At 65.0% G+C, this 21,660-nt stretch carries 20 protein-coding genes; 14 read left to right on the top strand and 6 right to left on the bottom strand.

What is annotated here, in order from left to right; genetic code table 11:
* Positions 1-105: 105 nt before the first annotated feature.
* Positions 106-684, bottom strand: coding sequence for a hypothetical protein (locus tag ACTTAI_RS09830; protein WP_444455540.1), 579 nt, complete (start codon positions 682-684; stop codon positions 106-108).
* Positions 685-913: 229 nt separating this feature from the next.
* Between ACTTAI_RS09830 and ACTTAI_RS09825 the strand changes: the two genes are divergently transcribed.
* Both ACTTAI_RS09825 and ACTTAI_RS09820 read left to right on the top strand, forming a co-directional pair.
* Complete coding sequence (locus ACTTAI_RS09825) at positions 914-1,366, top strand: Rrf2 family transcriptional regulator (RefSeq protein WP_444455539.1); 453 nt, start codon at positions 914-916, stop codon at positions 1,364-1,366.
* A 187-nt stretch (positions 1,367-1,553) separates the two neighbouring features.
* A complete protein-coding gene (locus tag ACTTAI_RS09820) occupies positions 1,554-1,745 on the top strand; it encodes a hypothetical protein (protein WP_444455538.1) in 192 nt (63 codons plus the stop codon).
* A gap of 78 nt (positions 1,746-1,823) precedes the next feature.
* Here ACTTAI_RS09820 and ACTTAI_RS09815 read toward each other — a convergent pair whose 3' ends face one another.
* Positions 1,824-2,207, bottom strand: coding sequence for a cell division protein ZapA (locus tag ACTTAI_RS09815; RefSeq protein WP_444455537.1), 384 nt, complete (start codon positions 2,205-2,207; stop codon positions 1,824-1,826).
* Positions 2,200-2,781, bottom strand: coding sequence for a hypothetical protein (locus tag ACTTAI_RS09810; RefSeq protein ID WP_444455536.1), 582 nt, complete (start codon positions 2,779-2,781; stop codon positions 2,200-2,202). Before ACTTAI_RS09810 ends, ACTTAI_RS09815 begins: the two co-directional genes overlap by 8 nt.
* Positions 2,782-3,046: 265 nt before the next feature.
* Here ACTTAI_RS09810 and tkt point away from each other — a divergent pair, with 265 nt between their 5' ends.
* The 3 genes from tkt to ACTTAI_RS09795 are packed head-to-tail and all read left to right on the top strand — an operon-like array spanning position 3,047 to position 6,920.
* Complete coding sequence (gene tkt, locus ACTTAI_RS09805) at positions 3,047-5,065, top strand: transketolase (RefSeq protein ID WP_444455535.1); 2,019 nt, start codon at positions 3,047-3,049, stop codon at positions 5,063-5,065.
* Complete coding sequence (locus ACTTAI_RS09800; protein WP_444455534.1) at positions 5,062-6,030, top strand: DMT family transporter; 969 nt, start codon at positions 5,062-5,064, stop codon at positions 6,028-6,030. The genes tkt and ACTTAI_RS09800 overlap by 4 nt, the downstream gene beginning before the upstream one ends.
* 5 nt (positions 6,031-6,035) lie before the next feature.
* Entirely contained in the window at positions 6,036-6,920 is an 885-nt protein-coding gene (locus ACTTAI_RS09795) for a lysophospholipid acyltransferase family protein (protein WP_444455533.1), read from the top strand.
* Positions 6,921-6,930: 10 nt separating this feature from the next.
* Here ACTTAI_RS09795 and ACTTAI_RS09790 read toward each other — a convergent pair whose 3' ends face one another.
* Positions 6,931-7,944 (bottom strand): DUF1223 domain-containing protein, encoded by a 1,014-nt coding sequence (locus ACTTAI_RS09790; protein ID WP_444455532.1) that lies wholly within the window; start codon positions 7,942-7,944, stop codon positions 6,931-6,933.
* A gap of 227 nt (positions 7,945-8,171) precedes the next feature.
* Here ACTTAI_RS09790 and acnA point away from each other — a divergent pair, with 227 nt between their 5' ends.
* The 4 genes from acnA to ACTTAI_RS09770 all read left to right on the top strand — a co-directional run bounded on the left by acnA (position 8,172) and on the right by ACTTAI_RS09770 (position 13,172).
* Entirely contained in the window at positions 8,172-10,880 is a 2,709-nt protein-coding gene (acnA, locus tag ACTTAI_RS09785; RefSeq protein ID WP_444455531.1) for an aconitate hydratase AcnA, read from the top strand.
* A 169-nt stretch (positions 10,881-11,049) separates the two neighbouring features.
* On the top strand, positions 11,050-12,069 hold the full coding sequence (locus ACTTAI_RS09780; protein ID WP_444455530.1) for a methyl-accepting chemotaxis protein: 1,020 nt from the start codon (positions 11,050-11,052) through the stop codon (positions 12,067-12,069).
* Positions 12,070-12,207: 138 nt separating this feature from the next.
* The gene (locus ACTTAI_RS09775) at positions 12,208-12,783 is read left to right on the top strand and encodes a CAP domain-containing protein (RefSeq protein ID WP_444455529.1); all 576 of its coding nucleotides are present in this window, start codon (positions 12,208-12,210) and stop codon (positions 12,781-12,783) included.
* A gap of 74 nt (positions 12,784-12,857) precedes the next feature.
* Entirely contained in the window at positions 12,858-13,172 is a 315-nt protein-coding gene (locus ACTTAI_RS09770; protein WP_444455528.1) for a TM2 domain-containing protein, read from the top strand.
* Here the strand turns inward: ACTTAI_RS09770 and mprF are convergent, their stop codons facing one another.
* Positions 13,173-15,779: a bifunctional lysylphosphatidylglycerol flippase/synthetase MprF gene (gene mprF, locus ACTTAI_RS09765; RefSeq protein WP_444455527.1), complete on the bottom strand. Its 2,607-nt coding sequence runs from the start codon at positions 15,777-15,779 to the stop codon at positions 13,173-13,175.
* Positions 15,780-16,026: 247 nt separating this feature from the next.
* Positions 16,027-16,431, bottom strand: a complete 405-nt coding sequence (locus ACTTAI_RS09760) for a DUF6314 family protein (RefSeq protein WP_444455526.1) — start codon at positions 16,429-16,431, stop codon at positions 16,027-16,029.
* Positions 16,432-16,512: 81 nt separating this feature from the next.
* Here ACTTAI_RS09760 and purB point away from each other — a divergent pair, with 81 nt between their 5' ends.
* The 5 genes from purB (at position 16,513) to ACTTAI_RS09735 (ending at position 21,515) form a co-directional block, all read left to right on the top strand.
* Positions 16,513-17,817, top strand: a complete 1,305-nt coding sequence (gene purB, locus ACTTAI_RS09755; RefSeq protein WP_444455525.1) for an adenylosuccinate lyase — start codon at positions 16,513-16,515, stop codon at positions 17,815-17,817.
* A gap of 210 nt (positions 17,818-18,027) precedes the next feature.
* The gene (locus tag ACTTAI_RS09750) at positions 18,028-19,074 is read left to right on the top strand and encodes a flagellar motor switch protein FliG (RefSeq protein ID WP_444455731.1); all 1,047 of its coding nucleotides are present in this window, start codon (positions 18,028-18,030) and stop codon (positions 19,072-19,074) included.
* A 101-nt stretch (positions 19,075-19,175) separates the two neighbouring features.
* The gene (locus ACTTAI_RS09745; protein ID WP_444455524.1) at positions 19,176-19,319 is read left to right on the top strand and encodes a glyceraldehyde-3-phosphate dehydrogenase; all 144 of its coding nucleotides are present in this window, start codon (positions 19,176-19,178) and stop codon (positions 19,317-19,319) included.
* Positions 19,320-19,457: 138 nt separating this feature from the next.
* Positions 19,458-20,459, top strand: a complete 1,002-nt coding sequence (gap, locus tag ACTTAI_RS09740; protein ID WP_444455523.1) for a type I glyceraldehyde-3-phosphate dehydrogenase — start codon at positions 19,458-19,460, stop codon at positions 20,457-20,459.
* 429 nt (positions 20,460-20,888) lie between these two features.
* Positions 20,889-21,515, top strand: coding sequence for a MarC family protein (locus tag ACTTAI_RS09735; protein WP_444455522.1), 627 nt, complete (start codon positions 20,889-20,891; stop codon positions 21,513-21,515).
* Positions 21,516-21,660 lie beyond the last annotated feature (145 nt).

The raw sequence follows: 21,660 nt of genomic DNA, 5'->3' as shown, positions 1-21,660 counted from the left end.
CAGGCACCACGGGTCGGAGAATCGGGATAAGAGCATCGGGGCCTCCTGTCGCGTCGGCGCACAGGATTGGCGGGCAAAATTTGCGATGCGATTAATGCGCTCCGGTCAGCTGCGCAAAACGCCCCAAAGCAGCGACACCGAGACAAGCGCCAGCCAGCCAGATGCAAGCCGACGCAACCGGCCAAGCTGCGCCCCCGCCGCCTGCGCCGGATCATGGCTGAGCGCTCCAAAGCCGCCCCAGACAAGGGCAGCGGTCAGCACGAGCGCCGCGAAGATCGAAAGCCGCGCGGCAAAATCGGCAAGCGCGGGCGCGGGCAGCAGGACCAGACCGAAGATCAGCGCCTTTGGGTTGAGAAGCGTGGTGATGAAAATCCGCCCCGCGCCGATCCGAAATCCGCTGCCCCCCGCCCCGCCCGAGCGCCAGAGCCGCACCGCCAGCACCATCACCCAAAGCGCCGCGACAAGCTTCAGCGCAAGCGCCGCGCGGGGGGCATGGCTGGCCAGCCCCGCGCCAAGAAGGGCAAGCGGCACCACCGTCGTCAGATAGCCCGCCAGTTCGACCGGCAGCAGGCGCAGCACCCGCCCCAGCCCGTGGCTCGCCCCGGCCACCGCCATCAGCGTATTCGTCGGCCCCGGGGCCAGCAGCAGCGCCAGCACGGCAAGGGTGAAGGCCGGAAGTGTCATGTTGAAGCGGGATCCTGAAAAGCACCCTTTGAGCTAGGCGCAATCGATCCGCTTGGCAACGGGCGACCGCGTCGAAAAGCCGTGGACGCGGCGCAACGTGACCTTCGGAGACGGTTCCTGGGGCTTCCCGCACCGCCGTCCGGTTTTTTTCGTCGCACAGGCGCAAATTGCCTGAAAACTCGACAAGATCGACGTTGATAAACCGGGCCGTCGCCCGTAAGGCTGAATCATGATCACGCAGAAGATGAAATACGCGCTCAAAGCGCTGCTGGAGCTGGCCGACGAAGCCGGACGGGAAAGCCCGCAAGCGCTGACGATCGAGGAGATCGCCACCCGCTCGGGCACGCCGAAGCGGTTTCTGGAGCATATCCTTCTTGATCTGCGCAAGGCGGGGGTCGTGGCCTCGATCCGCGGCCGGTCGGGGGGCTACACCCTGCTCAAGGCCCCGCAGGAGATTTCGCTCTCGGATCTGCTGCGCCGGATCGATGGGCCGATTGCGCCGTTGCCGTGCCTGTCGCGTACCGCCTATCAGCCCTGCGATGATTGCGAGGACGAGGCGGCATGCCGAATCCGCAAGGTCTTTGCGGAGGTCTTCTGGTCCTATCTGGTGCTGATCGAGTCGCTGACGCTGGCTGACATGCTGCGCGCCGGAAATCCGGCTGCGAAGCTGCTCGAAAGCTGATTTCATCCACTTTTCAAGACTTTACGCGCCAAACACAGGTTTGGCGCGTCATCCAGCTTGTCGCGACGGAGAAGATTTTCCCAAAGTCATCCCCAAAAGAGACGCGGGAATTCCCTTGCAATACTCGACTTATGCGGTAGATTTTAATGGCATTCTCCAACGATCCCTCAGGACAGGAGCCGCCCCGATGACCGCTGCCACGACTGCCGCTCAAGCCTTCGCCCCGATGCGCCCCGACGCCGCGCCGCAATGGCACAAGATGCCTGCACTCTCGCGTGGGTTTGCGGCGCAACTGCGCGAGGTGCCGCCCTCGCATCTGCTGACCACGGCGATTCTGGTCGTGCTCTGGTCGGGCGTGTTCCTGTGGCGCTTCGCCTGAACACCAGACCCCGACATGACAAAGGGTGTGACGGTCGGCCCGTCACACCCTTTTTTTTCGCTTGCCGGACGGCGCGACTTACGCGCTGACCGCCTCTTCGACCCGATCGGCCAGAGCCTCGGCCCGGGCGGCGATCTCGGCCAGGGTTTCGGTCACCGCAGGCGGCACCACCGGCACTTCGATCTTCACCGGGTTGGATCTCGCCACCGCCAGCTGCCTCTCCAGCTCTTCGACGCGGGCACTGAGCACACGGACATTGTCCTCGGCCCCGGCGGCCTTGTCGGCCAGCATCAGACCAGCCATGAGCAGCATCCGCGCCTCGGGAATGCGGCCCAGCTGCACCGACAGCGCCTGTGCCTCGTTGTCGAGCATCGCGGCCGCGGCTTTCAGATATTGTTCCTCGCCCTCCTGACAGGCCACGTCGAAATCGCGCCCGCCGATGGTGATGCGCAATTCAGCCATTGTCCGAGCCCCCCGCCGGTTGTCCCTTCACATGCGCCGCCACGATCGGGGCCAGCCCGCTGACGATATCCGACAGCTCCGAGGCCTCCCAGGCCCGGGCCGCGCGCAAAGCTTCGAGTTCCGCCTGCATCGACAGGTTGACCAAGGCAGGATCGATCCGCCCCGCCCCGTCGATCAGCTGCCGGTTCACCTCGATCAGATCGTTGTTGGCGCGCTTCAGCCGGTTCGCCTCGACCTGCACCGCCTCAAGGGCGCGGGTCGCCTGGCTGAGCCGCTTTTCAAGCGCAGCGAGCGTCGTTTCCTGCTTTTCGCGGATCGCGAGCACCCGTTCGGTCAACTGCGCGCTGGCCGCCCGTTCGGCCTCAAGCTCGGCCTGCAGCGCCAGCACGTCTTCCGAAGGGCCGGTCTCGACGGGAGGCTCTGGTTCCGGCTCCGGTTCCGGCAGCGGCTCTGGCACAGCCATGGCAACGGATTGCGCCGCCGCAGCCCGCTGCTCGGACAGCGTCTCGACGCCCCGCCCGATGCGTTCGAGCGCATAGGCGATGCGGCGCTCATATTCGACCAGTTCGGTCATCCCATCCCTCGCTAACTGCCCTTGGTCTTCGTTCTTGTCGTTCGTCTCGTTCATCCGGTCGCTGTCGTCAACGCGGCCCGTGCAGGCAAGGGTATGACGACACGCCGTGGCGAATCGCGTCCGCACGGGTTCACGCCCCATTCTAGCGGCATGGCGCGGCTCCTCCCACCTTTTTGCATCAAGCACTTGGGGCGCAAGCTTGAATCTGCTCCGATCCCTGATATCACGGGGGCCGAAGATTTCGGCGCAACAAAGGATGCACCCCATGGATATCGCCGCTCTGCGGGCCAAGAACCCCGATCACTGGAAGCTTGCCACCGCGATCCGCGTGCTGGCGATCGATGCCGTGCAGGCGGCGAATTCGGGTCACCCCGGCATGCCGATGGGCATGGCCGACGTTGCCACCGTGCTGTTCCGCAACCACCTGAAATTCGACGCGAAAGCGCCGAACTGGGCGGATCGCGACCGGTTCGTGCTGTCGGCGGGCCACGGCTCGATGCTGCTTTATGCGCTGCTGCACCTGACCGGCTACGAACAATCGACGCTTGAGGAAGTGAAGAACTTCCGTCAGTGGGGCGCGCGGATGGCGGGTCACCCGGAATATGGTCACCTTGAGGGCGTCGAAACCACCACCGGGCCGCTGGGTCAGGGGATCTCGACCGCCGTCGGCATGGCGATCGCGGAAAAATCGATGGCGGCGCGGTTTGGCCGCAAGATTGTCGACCACAAGATCTATGTCATCGCGGGCGATGGCTGCCTGATGGAAGGCATCTCGCAAGAGGCGATCGGTCTGGCGGGCAAGCAGGAGCTCGACAATCTGATCGTGCTTTGGGACAACAACAACATCACCATTGACGGCCGGGTGACGGTCTCGGACGTGACCGACCAGAAAGCGCGCTTCGCCGCCTCGGGCTGGGATGTGCTGTCCTGCGACGGTCATGATGCCGAAGACATCGACCGCGCGATCACCGCGGCGAAAAAGGCCAAGCGTCCGGTCATGATCGACTGCAAGACGCTGATCGGCTTCGGCAGCCCGAACAAGGCCGACAGCTATGCCGTGCACGGCGCCCCCTTGGGCGATGCCGAGATCAAGCTGACCCGCGAGGCTTACGGCTGGGAGCATGGTCCCTTCGTGATCCCGGCCGACATCAAGGCGGACTGGGAAGCGATCGGGTCGCGCGGCGCGGCCGAACGCGCCGAATGGGAGGCCCGTCTGGCCGCCCTGCCCGCGGGCAAGCGCGCCGAATTCGAGCGTCAGATGGCCCGCGGCGTCGCGCCGAAGCTGGCTGCGGCCGTGCGCGCCTTCAAGAAGGCGCAGTCGGAAGCCGCGCCGAAGGTCGCCACCCGCAAGGCCTCTGAAATGGTTCTGGCCGCGATCAACCCGGTCGTGCCCGAAACCATCGGCGGCTCGGCCGACCTGACCGGCTCGAACCTGACGAAAACCTCGGATATCGAGGATTTCATGCCCGACAACCACAAGGGCCGCTACATGCGCTACGGCATTCGCGAACATGCGATGGCGGCGGCGATGAACGGCATGTATCTGCATGGTGGCGTGCGTCCCTATGGCGGCACCTTCTTCTGCTTCACCGACTATGCGCGCGGCGCGATGCGGCTGTCGTCGCTGATGGGCGTGCCCACCGTCTACGTGATGACGCATGACAGCATCGGTCTGGGCGAAGACGGCCCGACGCACCAGCCGGTCGAGCATCTGGCGATCTGCCGCGCGACGCCGAACACCTGGACCTTCCGCCCGGCCGACGTGATCGAGACCGCCGAGGCCTGGGAACTGGCGCTGTCGTCGGAACGCACGCCTTCGGTGCTGGCGCTCAGCCGTCAGAACCTGCCGACGCTGCGCACCAAGCATGACGCGAAGAACCTGACCGCCAAGGGCGCCTATGTCATCGCCGAGGCCGAAGGCAAGCGTCAGGCGATCCTGATGGCGACGGGCTCCGAGGTCGAGATCGCGCTGAAGGCGCGCGACCTGCTTCAGGCGGAAGCGATCGGCACCCGCGTCGTCTCGATGCCCTGCATGGAGCTGTTCGCGGCGCAAGACGAAGCTTACCGCAAGCGCATCCTGCCCGCGGGCGCCGTGCGCGTTGCGGTGGAAGCCGCAATCCGTCAACCTTGGGACCGCTGGCTTCTGGGCGAACGCGGGATGGAGCGCAAGGCAGGTTTCGTCGGCATGGAGGGCTTTGGCGCCTCGGCTCCGGCGGAACGGCTTTACGCGGAATTCGGCATCACGCCCGAAGCCATCGCCGCCAAGGTCAAGAGCCTGCTGTGAGCGATCTTCGCGACAACGCGGCGGGACAAGCGGGGGGGCCGGAAACGGCCCCCTCCTCCGTTCGGCTGGCCGCCGAGGCAAAGGCCAAGGCCACCGCGCAGGGCATCGGGCTGTTCCTGATCGCGCTGATGCTGTTTGGCCTGATGGATGTGGCGGCGAAGAAACTGGCACAGGACTATCCGCCCGCGATGGTGATCTGGGCGCGCTTCGCGGTGAACCTTGCGCTCGTCTCGCTGCTGTTCCGGGGCCGGTTCGTGTCGCTGGTGCGCTCGAAGCAACCGGGGCTGCAGTTCCTGCGCGGCTGTTTCCAGATGGGCACCGTCGCGCTGTTCTTTCTGGCGATCCGCTATATCGGGCTGGCCGATGCGGCAGCACTGGGGGCGCTGTCGCCGGTGCTGATCACCCTTGGCGCGGCGCTCTTTCTGGGCGAGCGGCTCGGCGCGGGGCGGATCATCGGCATTGTCGCGGCTTTCGCGGGGGCGCTCATCGTGCTGCGCCCGGGCACGGGCGTGATGCATCCGGCGGCGATCCTCGCGCTTCTGGCCTGCTTCACCTATGCGGGCGGCGCGCTGCTGACACGCGTCGTGCGCTTTGATTCCACCGCCACTTCGGTGATCTGGTCGGCGATGGTGGGCACCGGGCTTTCCTCGCTCGCCCTGCCCTTCTTCTGGCAAGAGGTGGCGCCGATCGACTTTCCGCTTTTCATCGCGGTGGGCGCGCTTGGCGCGGTGGGACAAGCGGCGCTGATCGTCGCCTTTCGCAAAGCCGAGGCGGGCTCGATCGCGCCCTTCGGCTATTCCGATCTGATCTTCTCCAGCCTCTGGGGCTGGGCCTTCTTCGCACAACTTCCTGATCGCTACACGGTTCTGGGGGCAGTTGTGATCGCGGCGGCGGGTGTCTATGTCTGGTCGCGCGAGCGCGCCGAGGCTCGGCGTGCCGCCGAACCGACCGCTTCGGACAGGTGAGCACGATGGCTGATACCGACCGTTTTCCAGCGCCTTCGCTGACCGACCGGCTGACTGCCGCCGCCTTCACGGCGCTGATGGCAGGCTTGCGCCTGCTGCCCTATGGCCCGCGCGTGGAGCTGTCGGGGCGGTTCTTCACCGGCGTGGTGGCGCCTCTGGCGGGCTGGCGGCGCCGGATCAGGGACAATCTGGCTCTGGTCCTGCCCGATTTGCCCGAGGCCGAGGTCGAGCGGCTCGTGCGCGCCGTGCCCGATAATGTCGGCCGCTGTCTGGCTGAAATGTTCTCGGGGCCGGAATTCGTCGCGCGCTGCCGCGATCTGCCGCTGCAGGGGCCCGGGGCGGCGCTGCTCAAACAGCTGCATGCCGAGGGAAAGGGCGCGGTTCTGGTGACCGGGCATTTCGGCAATTACGACGCCATTCGCGGCGGCCTGTCCGGGCGGGGCTACAACATTGGCGGGCTCTACCGGCCGATGCGGAACCGCGATTTCAACACCCGTTATGTCGATGCGATCGAGCGGGTGGCGCAGCCGCTGTTTCCGCGCTCCAAACGCGGCATGACCAAGATGATGCGCTTCGTGCGCGAAGGCGGGATGATCGGGCTGGCCATCGACCAGTATCTGGGCGCGGGCACGGATCTGACTTTCTTCGGCCGCACGGCCCGCACCGCGCTTTCGGCGGCGGACATCGCGCTGCGTTACGACCTGCCGCTGCTGCCGATCTTCGCGACGCGTCAGCCGGACGGTCTGAGCTTCGCGCTCGAAGTGGAAGAACCAATCGCGACAGGCACGCCCGAAGCGATGTGTCAGGCGTTCAACGACCGGCTCGAGGCGCGGGTGCGCGCCCATCCCGAGCAATGGTTCTGGATTCACCGGCGCTGGAAGATCCGCTAGGCGGCGCGCCTCAGCGCAGCCAACCCGAGGCAAGGATGGGACCGGGCAGCGGCACGGTCTTGCCCGGCAGCGCGGTCTGCACGATCACCGCCGCAGGTTCTTCGCCCTCGATCTTTGCATTCAGCCGCACCGGCGCCTTGCCATCCCATTCGGCGACCGCATGCCAGGCCGTCACCACATTGACGAAGTCGAGCACCTGACCGGCATTCTCGCCGCGCAGGATCTCGACCCGGGCCTGCGGCACATAGCGCACGATCTGCACCACCGTGCCCTGTTTCAGCGGACGGGCCGCGGCCAGATCGATCGCATATTGACCGGGTTCGGCGCCACGGCTGACGGTCATCGCCACGGTGGGCGGCGCGGACGCCGCCGCAACAATGGCCGCATCCAGTTCCGGATCGGCGGGGGACACCAGCGATTGTGTGCCCGCCACGATCACCTGCGGCGTGTAAAGCGTGCGCAGATGCGCGGCCCGGGCGTAAGCCTTTTGCCGGGCGGTAAAGGCGGGTTGGGCAAAGGGGTCTTCCCACCCCAGGTAATCCCAGTAATCGACATGCAGCGACAGCGCGAGCACATCGGGCCGGGCCGCGATCTTGGCCAGCGCCGCATCGGCGGGCGGACAGGCGGAACAGCCCTGCGAGGTGAAGAGCTCCACCACCACCGGCGAGGGCGCGGGCGCGGCCGAGGGCGCAATCAGCGTATTCGCCTGCGGCTTGGCGACGGTCTTTTGCCCGATCGCGCGCTCAAGCGCCCGGTTCAGACTTTCGACCAGCGACGCACCGGGCAAGGAGCCGGGCGCGGGCGAAGCAGGTTCTGCATCGGCCAGACGCAGATCCGACCCCGCCGGGGAAGAGGTCGAACCGCCCGCGAAGGCGGCGCTTCCGCTGACCATGCCCCCGTCAATCATGCCCGCACCAAAGGAATCGACCGGGCCCGCCTGCGCCCATGCGACCACGGGAGCAACGGCAAGAAGGCCCGACAGGATCATCCCTTCGATCGCGGCGCTAAAGGTCGCGCGTGCCATGATGCCTCGCTGTAACTGCAGTCCTCCTCCTAAACCGAGGACGCAATCAGAGCCAATCAAGGTTTTGCGATGTGCCTAAAGGTTGCATTGCGACGCCCTGCCGCGGCGGGCGACGGCAAATCGGTGTGCAATGGTATACAATTTTTGTGATCCCCCCCTTGAACGACTCCGCCGCATCGGGCAAACACGCGATAACGCATTCTTTCAGCCACGGGAGGCCCACCCAGATGACCGTCGTCACCGGCAAGGATACCGCCAAAACCCGCCGCCAGCTTCAGGTCGGTGCGCAGAGCTACGCCTATTACTCGATCCCGGCCGCCGAAGCTGCGGGTCTGGGCGATTTCTCGCGCCTGCCCGCCTCGCTGAAGGTGGTGCTGGAAAACCTGCTGCGCTTTGAAGACGGCGGCTTCTCGGTCTCGGTCGAGGATATCAAGGCCTTCGGCGACTGGGCGAAACTCGGCGGCAAGAACCCGCGCGAAATCGCTTACCGCCCGGCCCGCGTGCTGATGCAGGATTTCACCGGCGTTCCGGCGGTCGTTGACCTTGCCGCGATGCGCGACGGCATCAAGGCGCTTGGCGGCGACGCGAAAAAGATCAACCCGCTGGTTCCGGTCGATCTGGTCATCGACCACTCGGTGATGATCGACGAATTCGGCACCCCCCGCGCCTTCCAGCGCAACGTCGAGCTGGAATACGAGCGCAACATGGAGCGCTACCAGTTCCTGAAATGGGGCCAAGGCGCGTTCGAGAACTTCCGCGTCGTGCCGCCCGGCACCGGCATCTGCCATCAGGTGAACGTCGAATACCTCGCCCAGACCGTCTGGACCGACAAGGATCAGAACGGCGATCTGGTGGCTTACCCGGATACGCTCGTCGGCACCGACAGCCACACCACGATGGTGAACGGCATGGCCGTGCTGGGCTGGGGCGTGGGCGGGATCGAGGCCGAGGCCGCGATGCTCGGCCAGCCCGTCTCGATGCTGATCCCGGAAGTCGTCGGCTTCAAGCTGACCGGCGCGCTGCGTGAAGGCTGCACCGGCACCGACCTTGTGCTCAAGGTCGTGCAGATGCTGCGCAAACACGGCGTCGTCGGCAAATTCGTCGAATTCTGGGGCGAAGGCCTCGACAAGCTGCCGCTGGCGCAGCGCTCGACCATCGCCAACATGGCCCCGGAATACGGCGCCACCTGCGGCTTCTTCCCGATCGACGATGAAACCCTGCGCTACCTGCGCCAGACCGGCCGCACCGAAGAGCGCATCGCGCTCGTCGAAGCCTATGCCAAGGAAAACGGCTTCTGGCGCGGCGCCGATTACGCGCCGATCTATTCCTCGACGCTCGAACTCGACATGTCGACCATCGTTCCGGCGATCTCGGGCCCGAAACGGCCGCAGGATTACCTGCCGCTGACCGATGCGAAATCGTCCTTCGCGAAGGTCGTCGCGGACTATCGCACCGCCAAGGGCGCGGCCGATACGTCGGTCAAGACCGTCTCGGTCGATGGCAAGGACTATCAGGTCGGCGACGGCTCGGTGGTGATCGCCTCGATCACCTCCTGCACCAACACCTCGAACCCCTATGTGCTGATCGGCGCGGGGCTGGTGGCCCGCAAGGCCCGCGCGCTGGGGCTGAAGGCGAAACCGTGGGTCAAGACCTCGCTCGCACCCGGGTCTCAAGTGGTTGAAGAATATCTGAAAGCCGCGAACCTGCAGGACGATCTTGACGCCATGGGCTTCAACATCGTCGGCTTTGGCTGCACCACCTGCATCGGCAACTCGGGTCCGCTCGGCACGCCGGAAATCTCGAAGGCGATCAACGAGAACGACCTTGTGGCCGCGGCCGTCCTCTCGGGCAACCGCAACTTCGAAGGCCGGATCTCGCCCGATGTGCGCGCGAACTTCCTTGCCTCGCCGCCGCTCGTCGTCGCCTATGCGATCGCAGGCGACATGAACATCGACCTGACGAACGAAGCCATCGCGACCACGCCCGAGGGCAAGCCGGTGTTCCTGAAGGACATCTGGCCCACCGATGCGGAAATCGCGGAACTGGTCGAGAAATGCGTGACGCGCGAAGCCTTCATCGCGAAATACGCCGATGTGTTCAAAGGCGATGCGAACTGGCAGGGCGTGAAGACCACCACCGGCGAGACCTATGATTGGCCAGCGCAGTCGACCTACATCCAGAACCCGCCCTATTTCCGCGGCATGGCCAAGGAACCGGGCGTGATCTCGAACGTCGTCGGCGCGCATGTGCTGGCGGTGCTGGGCGACATGATCACCACCGACCACATCAGCCCGGCGGGCTCGTTCAAACCCTCGACCCCGGCGGGCAAATACCTGACCGAGCGCGGCGTCGAAGCGAAGGACTTCAACAGCTACGGCTCGCGCCGCGGCAACCATGAAGTGATGATGCGCGGCACCTTCGCCAACATCCGCATCAAGAACGAGATGCTCGACGGCGTCGAAGGCGGCTACACCAAGGGTCCGGACGGGGTGCAGACCTCGATCTACGACGCCTCGATGGCCTATCAGGCCTCGAATATCCCGCTGGTGATCTTCGGCGGCATCGAATACGGCGCGGGCTCGAGCCGCGACTGGGCGGCCAAGGGCACGAACCTTCTGGGCGTCAAGGCCGTGGTCGCGGAAAGCTTCGAGCGCATCCACCGCTCGAACCTGATCGGCATGGGCGTCATTCCCTTCGAGTTCACCGAAGGTCAGAACCGCAAGTCGCTCGGCCTGACCGGCGACGAGGTGGTGACGATCGAAGGCCTGGAAGGCGACATCAAGCCGCTCTCGCTCGTGCCCTGCACGATCCTGCGCAAGGATGGCACGCTGACCAAGATCATGATCAAGAGCCGGATCGATACCGAGGTCGAGATCGAATATCTGAAAAACGGCGGCGTGCTGCATTACGTGCTGCGCAATCTGGCGAAGGCCTGATTTTCAGACCGCGCGTTTTGCGGGCAAGATGCCCAAGCAGGCGGCCTTCGGGTCGCCTGTTTTCGTTTCTGCGGCATTTTGGCAGGGCCGTTCAGCGGCCGGAAAGGATTCACCCGGGATTAAGGATGCGACGCCTAACTGCAGCGGACCACAACATCTTCGAGGAACCATGACCACTGCCCCAACCCTTGCCTCGATCGCATCGGAAACGCGGGATGCTTCCGAAATCACCGGCGTCACGGTGGAGCGGATCGCGCAGATCACCAAGCAGATGAACGTTCTGGGCCTGAACGCCCGGATCGAGGCGGCGCGCGTGGGCCAGCAAGGCGCGGGCTTCGCGCTGGTGGCCGAGGAGGTGCGCAAGGTCTCGGGGCAGATCGGCAATATCGCCAGCGAGCTGGGCGAGACGCTGAAGGCGCGGCTTTCGGGGCTGGAACAGATGGTCTCGCAGCTGTCGATCGCGGCGACGGGCACGCGGCTTGTCGACTGCGCCTTCAACGCCATCGATCTGATCGACCGCAACCTTTATGAACGCTCTTGCGACGTGCGCTGGTGGGCGACCGATGCCGATCTGGTCGCGGCCGCGCAAAGTCAGGAGCGCGACGCGCTGCGCCGCGCGGGGCAACGGCTCGGCGTGATCCTGGATGCCTATACGGTCTATTCGGACATCTGGCTGGTCGGGCTCGACGGCCGCGTTCTGGCGAACGGACGGCCGGGCCGTTTTCCGGTGACAGGGGCGCAAGTCTCTGGTGCGAATTGGTTTTCCGCCGCGATGGCGGTGCGGGACGGCGACGGTTTCGTGGCGGGCGATGTGGAGACGTCAACCCATCTGGGCGGCAAGGCGACAATGGCCTGGGCCACGCCGGTGCGGATGGGCGGGGCGCGGAACGGTCAGGCGATCGGCCTTCTGGTGACGCAGTTCGACTGGGCGCCGCAGGCCGAAGCGGTGCTGAAAAGCCTGCGCTTTTGCACTGAGGATGGCGAGATGCGCGGCTATCTGGTCGATGCGCGGGGCCGGGTTCTGGCCGCGCGCGGCCCGGGGGCCGAGCGCATCACCCAGATCGAGTTGCCCGGCGAGCAAGCCAACGGCTGGTGCACCCGCGGCCCCGGGCTGATGGGTTTTCACCGTACCGAGGGCTTTGAAACCTGGCGCGGCAAGGGCTGGTTCGGGGTGGTCGAGCGGCTCTGAAGGGGGCCTCAGGCCGTTTCCCCCACGCATACCGCTGCCTTGAAAGACTTGTATCGCATTAGCATCGTCTTGCTGCTAAATCCCATTTTGTTCACGCGAGGGGTTGCTTTACCTTCGTGCCAGTCCAGACCGGAGGTCATGATGCTCATCCGCCCCGCAGCGCTTGTTGCCCTGCTGTGCCTTGCCGCCTGCGGTGCCACCTCAACCACGCCGCCGCAGGAGGTGATCTCCAGCCCGGGGCCGCGTCTGCCCGGTCGGGTGGTCTGGACCGATGGGCATGGCGACATTGCCGTCGCCGCCTCGGGCCGGGCCAGCTGCCCCGCGACCAGCGCCGCAATGGCGGCCGCGGGCTTGGCCGCGACGAATGCCGCGCGGGCGCAATCGGGCCTGCCGCCCTTGCGCGCGAATGCCACGCTGGACCGCGTGGCCGCCGCCCATGCCTGCGACATGGCCAACCGAGGCACGATGACCCACAAGGGCGCCAGCACCACCGGGCCGATGGCGCGGGCTCGCCAGATGGGCTACCGCCCGCAAACGATTGCTGAAAACATCGCCGCAGGCCGGTTCGAGCTGAACGGGACGCTGGCGCAATGGAATGCCTCGCCCAAGCACCGGGCGAACATCACCATCCCCTATCTGAAGGATTTCGGCATCGGCACCGCTACCGCCGCGGATGGCAAGACCACTTTCTGGACCGCCGTCTACGCGCGCTGAGCCCCGCGATCTGGCCGGGCCCTTGATTGCGGCCCCCCCTGCCCCCATATGTCGTTCATGTTACGGAGGTTAACATGAACGACACCCGGTCGCTTTACATCGAACAACGCGTGGCAAATGAGGGTCGCTCGGCCCTTGTCGCCTATCTGCTGTGGTTCTTCCTCGGCTTTTTCGGCGTGCACCGCTTCTATCTGGGGCGCTGGGTCTCGGGCTTGCTGATGCTGTTTCTCTTCGGCATCGGCTCGGCGCTTTCCATCGTGCTGATCGGCTATCTGCCGCTGGCCTTCGTTGCGCTCTGGTGGGCGCTTGATGCGCTGTTGATACCGGGCATGATCGCCTCGGACAATGCTTGGCTGAGGTTCCGGCTGATGCAGGGGTACGACGACTGATCAGCCGGACTTGCGCCGCAACAGCCCGCCCCGACCGGCCGCGATGAGCCCCGCCACATCGGCCATCGCCGCCATCGGCGAGACGCCGACCGGCAGGGCGATATAGCGCGGCCGCCATTCCGGGCCGAATTGCGCCTTGTAGGCGCGCAGATCGTCAAAGCTGCGGAAGGCGCCGCCGTGGCGGAACATCAGCGGCCCGAAGCGATCCCAAAGCCGCGCCGTGCGCCGGGTGCCAAGGCCCGAGAGCGGCGCGAGGCCAAGGCTCAGCTCCGCCGCGCCCGCGGTCTTGTAGTGATCGATCAGCGCGAAGAACATAAAGCCAATCAACGCGGGCGCATCCTCGGGGCGGTAGCGCATCACGTCGATGGCGACGCGCTTGCCCGCCCCCGGCGCAAGCATCGCGGCAAAGGCCACCGGCTCGGCCCCGCGCCGCATCACCGCAAGCGGGAACCGGTTCAGATAGGCCGCATCGAACCGCCCGACCGAGAAACGTTTTTCATGTCCGATCCGATGCTTGAGGAAGCTTTCCGAGATCGGCTTCAGCGCCGCGATCAGCTCGGGCGCATGCGGGGGCGAGAGCACTTCGAAGCTCAGCCCCTCGCGCCGGGCCTGTTCGTAAGCGGTGCGCAGACTGGCCAGACGGGTGCCGGACAGCGAGGCCTTGGTCAGGTTCACCACCGCCTCTTCGCCCATCTTGTGCGCGGCAAGGCCCATTTCGATCATGAAGGGGACGTGACGTTCGGAGAGTTCGTAGAACACCGGACGGCACGAGGCCTGTTGCGCCGCCTCGACAAATCCCCAGCCGAGATCGTCGAAATAGCGCATGTCGCCCACCGGATCACCCATGCAGACCCAGGACTTGCGGCGGCGCGAAAACATCAGGAAGGCGGTGCCGCTGTCGGCAAAGCGGAATTCCTTGTCGCCCGAGAGCGCCAGACAGGCCTGCGGATCGGACTGGCTCGCGACGACGTCGGACGCCAGCCGCAGCGCCTGCGCCATCGTCTGCGGGCGCTGTTTCGACGAGGGTTTGAGCGCGAGGAAGATGGTGAAGATCACCAGCACGGCCGAGCCGGTCACCCCCGCCCGCAGCGAGCGCGGCGCGCTGGCATCTTGGGCGAAGTCGAACCAGAACATGTGCGAATAGGGCGTCGCGGCATGGATGAAGACGAAAAAGAGCCCCACCGCCGCGATGACAATAGTGACAAGGCCGATCCAGGCCGGGCCAAGCACGCCTTCGGTGATCTTGGCTTGCCGGTAGAATTCGCGCCGGAACGGCCAGAGCGCCAGCGCCCCGAGCGCCAGCAGCGCCGCGCTTTCGGTGTCGAAGCTGCGCAGCATGACCGCGACGATGCCACCGCCGAGCGTGAGCAGCGTGAACCAGAACGCCCCGGACACGCGGCGGATCAGACCATGCGACAGGATCACCAGAATGACCCCCATCACGGCGGAAACAAGCGAGCCGCCCTCAAGCAGGATCAGCCCGACCAGATCATCGGGATCATGCAGGGGGCGGACCGTGGGCAGGATCGAGACCGCCATCAGGTAAGCGCCAAAGCCGAAAGCCCAGGCGCCGGAAAGCCACGGCACCATCCCGGCGATCGCTTTGAAGGCGGGCCGCATCGGTTCCGAGATATCGCCAAAAAGCCTGCGCGCCCAACCGCCTGCGAGCCGCGCTTCGTTCAGCGACACGATCACGAAGGCAAGGCCGAAGGGCAGCAGGTAATAGGTCATGCGGAACATCAAAAGCGCCGCGGCGACCTCGCCCACGGCGGTGCCCTTTGGCATGGCGGCGATGACGACGGTTTCAAAGACGCCGACGCCGCCCGGAACGTGGGTGATCACACCGATCATCGTGGCGGTGGCATAGATCGCAAGGAAGGTCACGAAATCGGGCGCCCCGGGGGGCAGCAGGACATACAGCGTCAGCGCCGCCATCGAGCTGTCGAAAAGCGCGATCACCATCTGCCCGGTCAGGATGCGCGGGCGCGGCATCGCGATCTCGAACCGGCCGACGCGCAGGACGCGCCCCGAGATGCCAAGCGCGTAAAGCAGACCGAGCGTGCCAAGGCCCCCGGTCAGCGCCAGCGCGCGGACGGTGGTTTCCGACAGCGGCAAGAGGCCGGTCAGCGCCGAAGGGTGCAGCGCCAGCGCGAAAACGCCGACGAGCGACAACCCCGTGCCCATCGCCAGCGCGATATAGGAGGCGAGCGCCGCGACCTCGAAAGCGTTCAGCCCGAAGGCGGAATAGATCCGGTAGCGCACGGCGCCACCCGACAGGACCGAAATTCCGATCGTATTGCCAAAGGCATAGCCAAGGAACCCGCCCAAAGCGACGACCCGCAGCGGCAGTTTCTTTTCCAGATATTGCAGCGCCCAGAAGTCATAGCCGATCAGCGCGCCATAGCCGAGCGCGGTGGCGCCAAGGGCGATCGCCAATGTCTCTTTCGGGGTGGCCCGCATCTGCGCGATGACATCGGCGAAATCGACGGGTTTCAGGAGGTGATAAAGCGCGAAAATCCCCAGTCCGAGGAGCGAAAAGCCGATGATCAGCGGCCCCAGATGACGCAGCCGCCCCGGGCCTGGCCCCGCGGCCTCACGCTTCGTCATGGCGCCTCCCTCGCATTCCGTCCCCCGGCTATCCTGTCCCTGATTTGCAGGTTTTCAAGACGGTTACAAGCTTTGCAACGCGGGATTTCATCTTGAGCGCAGGCATTTTCGGCGCGGTTGGCAAAAACCGGCCCGCCACCTCCCCCCGGAGGTTTTGATCCCGAAGCCGGAGAAGACGCAAACCCCGTCAGCTTCGGGCCGGAGGACTCCGGGGGGACTTCGCCGGGCGGCAAAGGAGGGTTGCCCCTCAGGCGCGAGTGTAATGCGAGATCATTACGTAATCCTTGCGCGGCCCGGTGACCCGCCATTCCGAGGACCAGTCGGGCCAGTGCGAAAAGTCATAGGTGACGCGGTAATCATCCGGGTCGCACCAATGCGTGGCGGCGGGCGCGGCGGGGGTGAAGCGGTGAAAGTCGCGGCCGTCGTCAAACCGCACGACGATCTGATCGCCCTCCGCCAACCACAGGTAATCGCGCTCGGCCTGCATCGCCGTCTCGCCGTCCAGCACCAGTTGCCCCGCCTCGTGATAGCGCAGCCCGGCGCCCTCAGCGGTGAAGACCGCCTGCCCGGTGAAGCGGCCCTCAGGCCCGTCTGCCTGCGTGATGGACCGCGAAAGCGCCCAGATACCGGTGAAATCGTTCAATTGCGGCATCCTGACCCGCCCTTTGCCTTGCCCCAAACAGGGTCTCAGTCTATGCACCCCGCAACCCCGTCACAAGCAAGAGGCCTGCCCATGATCCCGCGCTATGCCCGCAAAGAGATGGTCGACATCTGGGAACCCGCCACCAAGTTCAAGATCTGGTACGAGATCGAGGCCCATGCCTGCGACGCTCAGGCCGCGCTTGGCGTGATCCCGAAGGCCAATGCCGAAGCGGTCTGGCGCGCGAAGGACGTCGAATTCGACGTCGCCCGCATCGACGAGATCGAAGCGGTGACGAAGCATGACGTGATCGCCTTCCTGACGCATCTGGCCGAGCATATCGGCTCGGACGATGCGCGCTTTGTCCATCAGGGCATGACCTCGTCGGACGTGCTTGATACCACGCTGAACATCCAGCTGGTGCGGGCTTGCGACATTCTGCTGAAGGACATGGACCGCGTTCTGGCGGCGCTGAAAAAGCGCGCCTATGAGCACAAGGACACGGTGCGGATCGGGCGCAGCCACGGTATCCACGCCGAGCCCACCACGATGGGCCTGACCTTCGCGCGCTTCTACGCCGAGATGGACCGCAACCGCGCCCGTCTGGTGAATGCGCGCGCCGAAGTCGCCACTGGCGCGATTTCGGGGGCCGTCGGCACCTTCGCCAACATCGATCCGCGGGTCGAGGAACATGTCTGCGCGCAACTGGGCCTGATCCCGGAACCGATCTCGACGCAGGTCATTCCGCGCGATCGTCATGCGATGTTCTTTGCGACGCTTGGCGTCATCGCCTCGTCGATCGAGAATTGCGCCATTGAAATCCGCCACATGCAGCGCACCGAAGTGCTTGAAGCGGAAGAGTTTTTCTCGAAGGGCCAGAAAGGCTCCTCGGCGATGCCGCACAAGCGCAACCCGGTGCTGACCGAGAACCTGACCGGTCTCGCCCGCCTCGTGCGGATGTGCGTCGTCCCGGCGATGGAGAACGTGGCGCTTTGGCATGAGCGCGACATCTCGCACAGCTCGGTCGAGCGCGGCATCGGCCCGGATGCGACGATCACGCTTGATTTCGCGCTGAACCGTCTGGCGGGCGTGATCGAGAATCTGGTGATCTACCCCGAGAACATGCTCAAGAACATGAACAAGTTCAAAGGCCTGGTGATGAGCCAGCGGGTGCTTTTGGCGCTGACGCAGGCGGGCGTGTCGCGCGAAGACAGCTATCGTCTGGTGCAACGCAACGCGATGAAGGTCTGGGAACAGGGCGCCGATTTCAAGACCGAGCTTCTGGCCGACCCGGAAGTGACCGCCGCGCTGTCCCCCGCCGAGATCGAGGAAAAATTCGATCTGGGCTATCATACGAAGCACGTCGACACGATTTTTGCCCGCGTCTTCGGCGCGTAAGCGACGAAGCGCAAAACGGAAAAGATGCGTTTTCGGCGCTTAAGCGACGAAGCGCAAAACGGAAAAGATGCGTTTTCGGCGCTTAAGCGACGGATTGAAGATATTGACCCGGGCAGGTTTTTTGCACCTGCCCGGGTCCTGATAACCGCGGTTTAACCGCTGCATGCGACAGTCTCCGAAAAGATACGGACGGAGAGTTGCGTGAACGCCATCACCCCCAGATCGCCGCTTGGGCAACTGGCCCGACCGGGGCAATCCCGACCGGTGCTCTCCCGTCGGCAAAAGGCGGCCATCATCGTGCGGCTTCTGTCCTCCGAAGGGCAAAAGCTGCCCTTGATGGAGCTGTCCGACGATCAGCAGACCCAGCTCGCCGAATCGATCGCGCAGATGCGGCTGATCGACCGGGAAACCCTCCATGAGGTGGTGGAGGAATTCTGCGCCGAACTGGAAGCGGTCGGCCTTGCCTTCCCGGGTGGGCTGGATGGTGCGCTGAAACTACTCGACGGGCAGCTCTCGGCCTCGGCCGCGACACGGATCCGACGCATGGCCTCGGGCACCTCGCGCGCCGATCCGTGGGAACGGGTCACCGGCCTTTCGGCCGATCTGCTGCTGCCGGTTCTGATGGAAGAAAGCATCGAGGTGGGGGCGGTGATGCTCTCGAAACTCTCGGTTTCGAAATCGGCGGAGCTTCTGGGCAAGATGCCCTCGGACCGCGCCCGGCGGCTGACCTATGCCGTGTCGCTGACCGGCAATGTCGCGCCCGAAACCGTGCAGCGCATCGGCGCGGCCTTGGCCGATCAGCTCGATGCCGCCCCGGTCAAGGCCTTCGACACCGGCCCGGTGGAACGCGTCGGCGCGATCCTCAACTTCTCGCCCGCCGTCACCCGCGACTCTGTTCTCAAGGGCCTCGAGGAAGACGACAAGGAATTCGCCGAACAGGTGCGCAAGGCGATCTTCACCTTCACCAACATCCATGCGCGCATCGAACCGCGCGACATTCCGAAGATCCTGCGCGCCGTCGATCAGGCCCGGCTCATCCTCGCCCTTGCCGGGTCCAAGGGCGACAATGCGAAATCGGCCGAATTCATCCTCGCGAACATGTCGCAACGGATGGCGCAGAACCTGCGCGACGAGATGAAGAACCTCGGCAAGGTCAAGGAAAAGGACGTCGAGGAGGCGATGAACGAAATCGTCACCGCGATCCGCGACCTCGAATCGCGCGGCGAGATCTTCCTCGTCGCCGAAGAGACCGAGTGACCCAGCCTCTGGCACCGGTCGGGCTTCACCCCGACCGTGGCCTCGTCTATTCTGGCCGCCACGGCGGGGCATGACCGGCCGCCCACGGCTGAGGGCAAAGCATGACCAATACCATCGCGATCCGGCTGGGGCTGCTTGTCACGCTTGCCATCCTGTTCGATGCGGTGTTCCGGCATGGCGAGGGCTTCCTGTTCCTCGCCCGCGAGACCTTTTTGCTGATCGACTGGATCGCTTTCTGGCGTTAGCGCTTGCGCGAGCGCGAACAGCCTTGCCGGGGCCCCCGCCCCGGTCGAAATTGTGTCAGAATTGGTTTCTTCTGTTGACCTTTCCTGCATCTTGACCAAGGTAGCGGCGACTTGAGGACCGAGCCAAAGGAGGCTGAGATGGCGGTGAAGGTGGCGATCAACGGATTCGGACGCATCGGGCGCAACGTGCTGCGCGCGATCATCGAATCGGGGCGGACCGATATTGAAGTCGTGGCGATCAACGATCTCGGCCCGGTGGAAACCAACGCCCACCTGCTGCGGTTCGACAGCGTCCACGGCCGTTTCCCGGCCACGGTGACGACCGGCGAAGACTGGATCGACGTCGGTCGCGGCCCGATCAAGGTGACCGCGATCCGCAACCCGGCGGAACTCCCTTGGGGGGATGTCGATGTCGCGATGGAATGCACCGGCATCTTCACCTCGAAGGAAAAATGCGCCGCCCACCTGCAGAACGGCTCGAAGCGCGTTCTGATCTCGGCCCCGGGCGACAATGCCGACAAGACCATCGTCTACGGTGTGAACCACGGCTCGCTGACGAAAGACGACATCATCGTCTCGAACGCGTCCTGCACCACGAACTGCCTCAGCCCGGTGGCGAAAGTCCTCAACGATGCGATCGGCATCGAAAAAGGCTTCATGACCACGATCCACAGCTACACCGGCGACCAGCCGACGCTCGACACGATGCACAAGGACCTGTATCGCGCCCGCGCCGCTGCCCTGTCGATGATCCCGACCTCGACCGGCGCCGCCAAGGCCGTCGGCCTCGTGCTGCCGGAACTGAAGGGCAAGCTGGATGGCGTCGCGATCCGCGTGCCGACGCCGAACGTCTCGGTGGTCGACCTCGTGTTCGAAGCCAAGCGCGACACCACCGTTGCCGAAGTGAACGAGGCGATCCGCGCTGCCGCCAATGGCCCGCTCAAGGGTATCCTTGGCTTCACCGATCAGCCGAACGTCTCGTCGGACTTCAACCACGACCCGCATTCGTCGATCTTCCACATGGATCAGACCAAGGTCATGGACGGCAAGATGGTCCGCATCCTGACCTGGTACGACAATGAATGGGGCTTCTCGAACCGCATGTCCGACACCGCCGTGGCGATGGGCAAGCTGATCTGATCGAGAGATCCCGGAAAACCAAAGGGGCAGCCGCAGGGCTGCCCCTTTTGCATGGAGGAGATGCGGCATCTGCAACCATTGCATGTGCGGCATCGCGGCATTGCCGGATCGGCAGTTGAGAAAAGCGCTCAGGAAGCGCATCTTTCGGTCAACAAAAATGACCACATCCTGCCGTGACTGACCATGAAACGCGTCCTCTCCCGCCTGAGCCCGCGGCTGCGCAGCGATCTCGGGATTGCCTCCGAGGATGCCGGTGATCTGGCGCATCGCGCAATCTAAGGTTACTGAACTCCCTTCGCATCGTCGCGAAACCTGGGGCCTTCGGGCCCCTTTTTCGCGCTCTGACGTGGCTGTGACCGGCGGAAAGGTAGTGCTGCCGCGCATTTGCAGTATGCTGCGGACATCTACCCTCAATGGAAAGGAGTGCCCGTGCTTTCGCCCGCACAGATCTTGCAGGAATTCGTCACGCTTTGGGTGGTCATCGACCCGATCGGCACTTTGCCGGTGTTTCTGGCCGTCACCACCGGGCTTACCGCCGCCCAGAAACGCGCGGTAGCGCTGCGGGCGGTGCTGATCTCCTTCGGGGTGCTCGCGCTCTTCATCGGGCTTGGTCAGGTGGTGCTGGAGGCGCTTGGGCTGGCCCTGCCCTCGTTCCAGATCGCGGGCGGGATCGTGCTCTTCCTCTTCGCGCTGACGATGATCTTCGGTCATTCGAAACCTGCCGAGGAAATCGCCGAAGCCGAGCGCGTGCGCCGCACGGCAGTCTTTCCGGTCGCAATCCCCTCGATCGCCTCGCCGGGGGCGATGCTGACGGTGGTGATCCTGACCGACAATGACCGCTTTTCCTTCGCGCATCAGGCGATGACGACAACGCTGATGGGCGCTGTGCTGGCTTGCACCCTTGTCATCCTGCTCGCGGCCGCGCCGCTGCACCGCATCCTTGGGACAACGGGCGAAGCGGTGATCAGCCGGGTGATGGGCATGGTTCTGGCCGCCGTCGCGGTCGATGCGGTGCTGCGCGGCTTCGTGTCGATCGGGGTGCTGCCCGCGTTCTGAGCCTGCGCCGCAAGATTTCGCCCCGCCCCCCGGAATTGGCGCACGACAAAAGCCGCGCCCCAGACGTCGCAACCCAAAAGGGGCCGGGCTTTTTCCTGGTGCAAATACGCTGGGGGTGCGGGGGCGAAGCCCTCGCCAGAGTCGT

Origin of the sequence: Rhodobacter capsulatus (genome assembly GCF_052363175.1) — a bacterium.
In the GTDB taxonomy this organism is placed as follows: domain Bacteria; phylum Pseudomonadota; class Alphaproteobacteria; order Rhodobacterales; family Rhodobacteraceae; genus Rhodobacter; species Rhodobacter capsulatus_D.
Note: the sequence above shows the minus strand (reverse complement) of the source record. Positions and strands in the feature narration are given on the sequence as shown.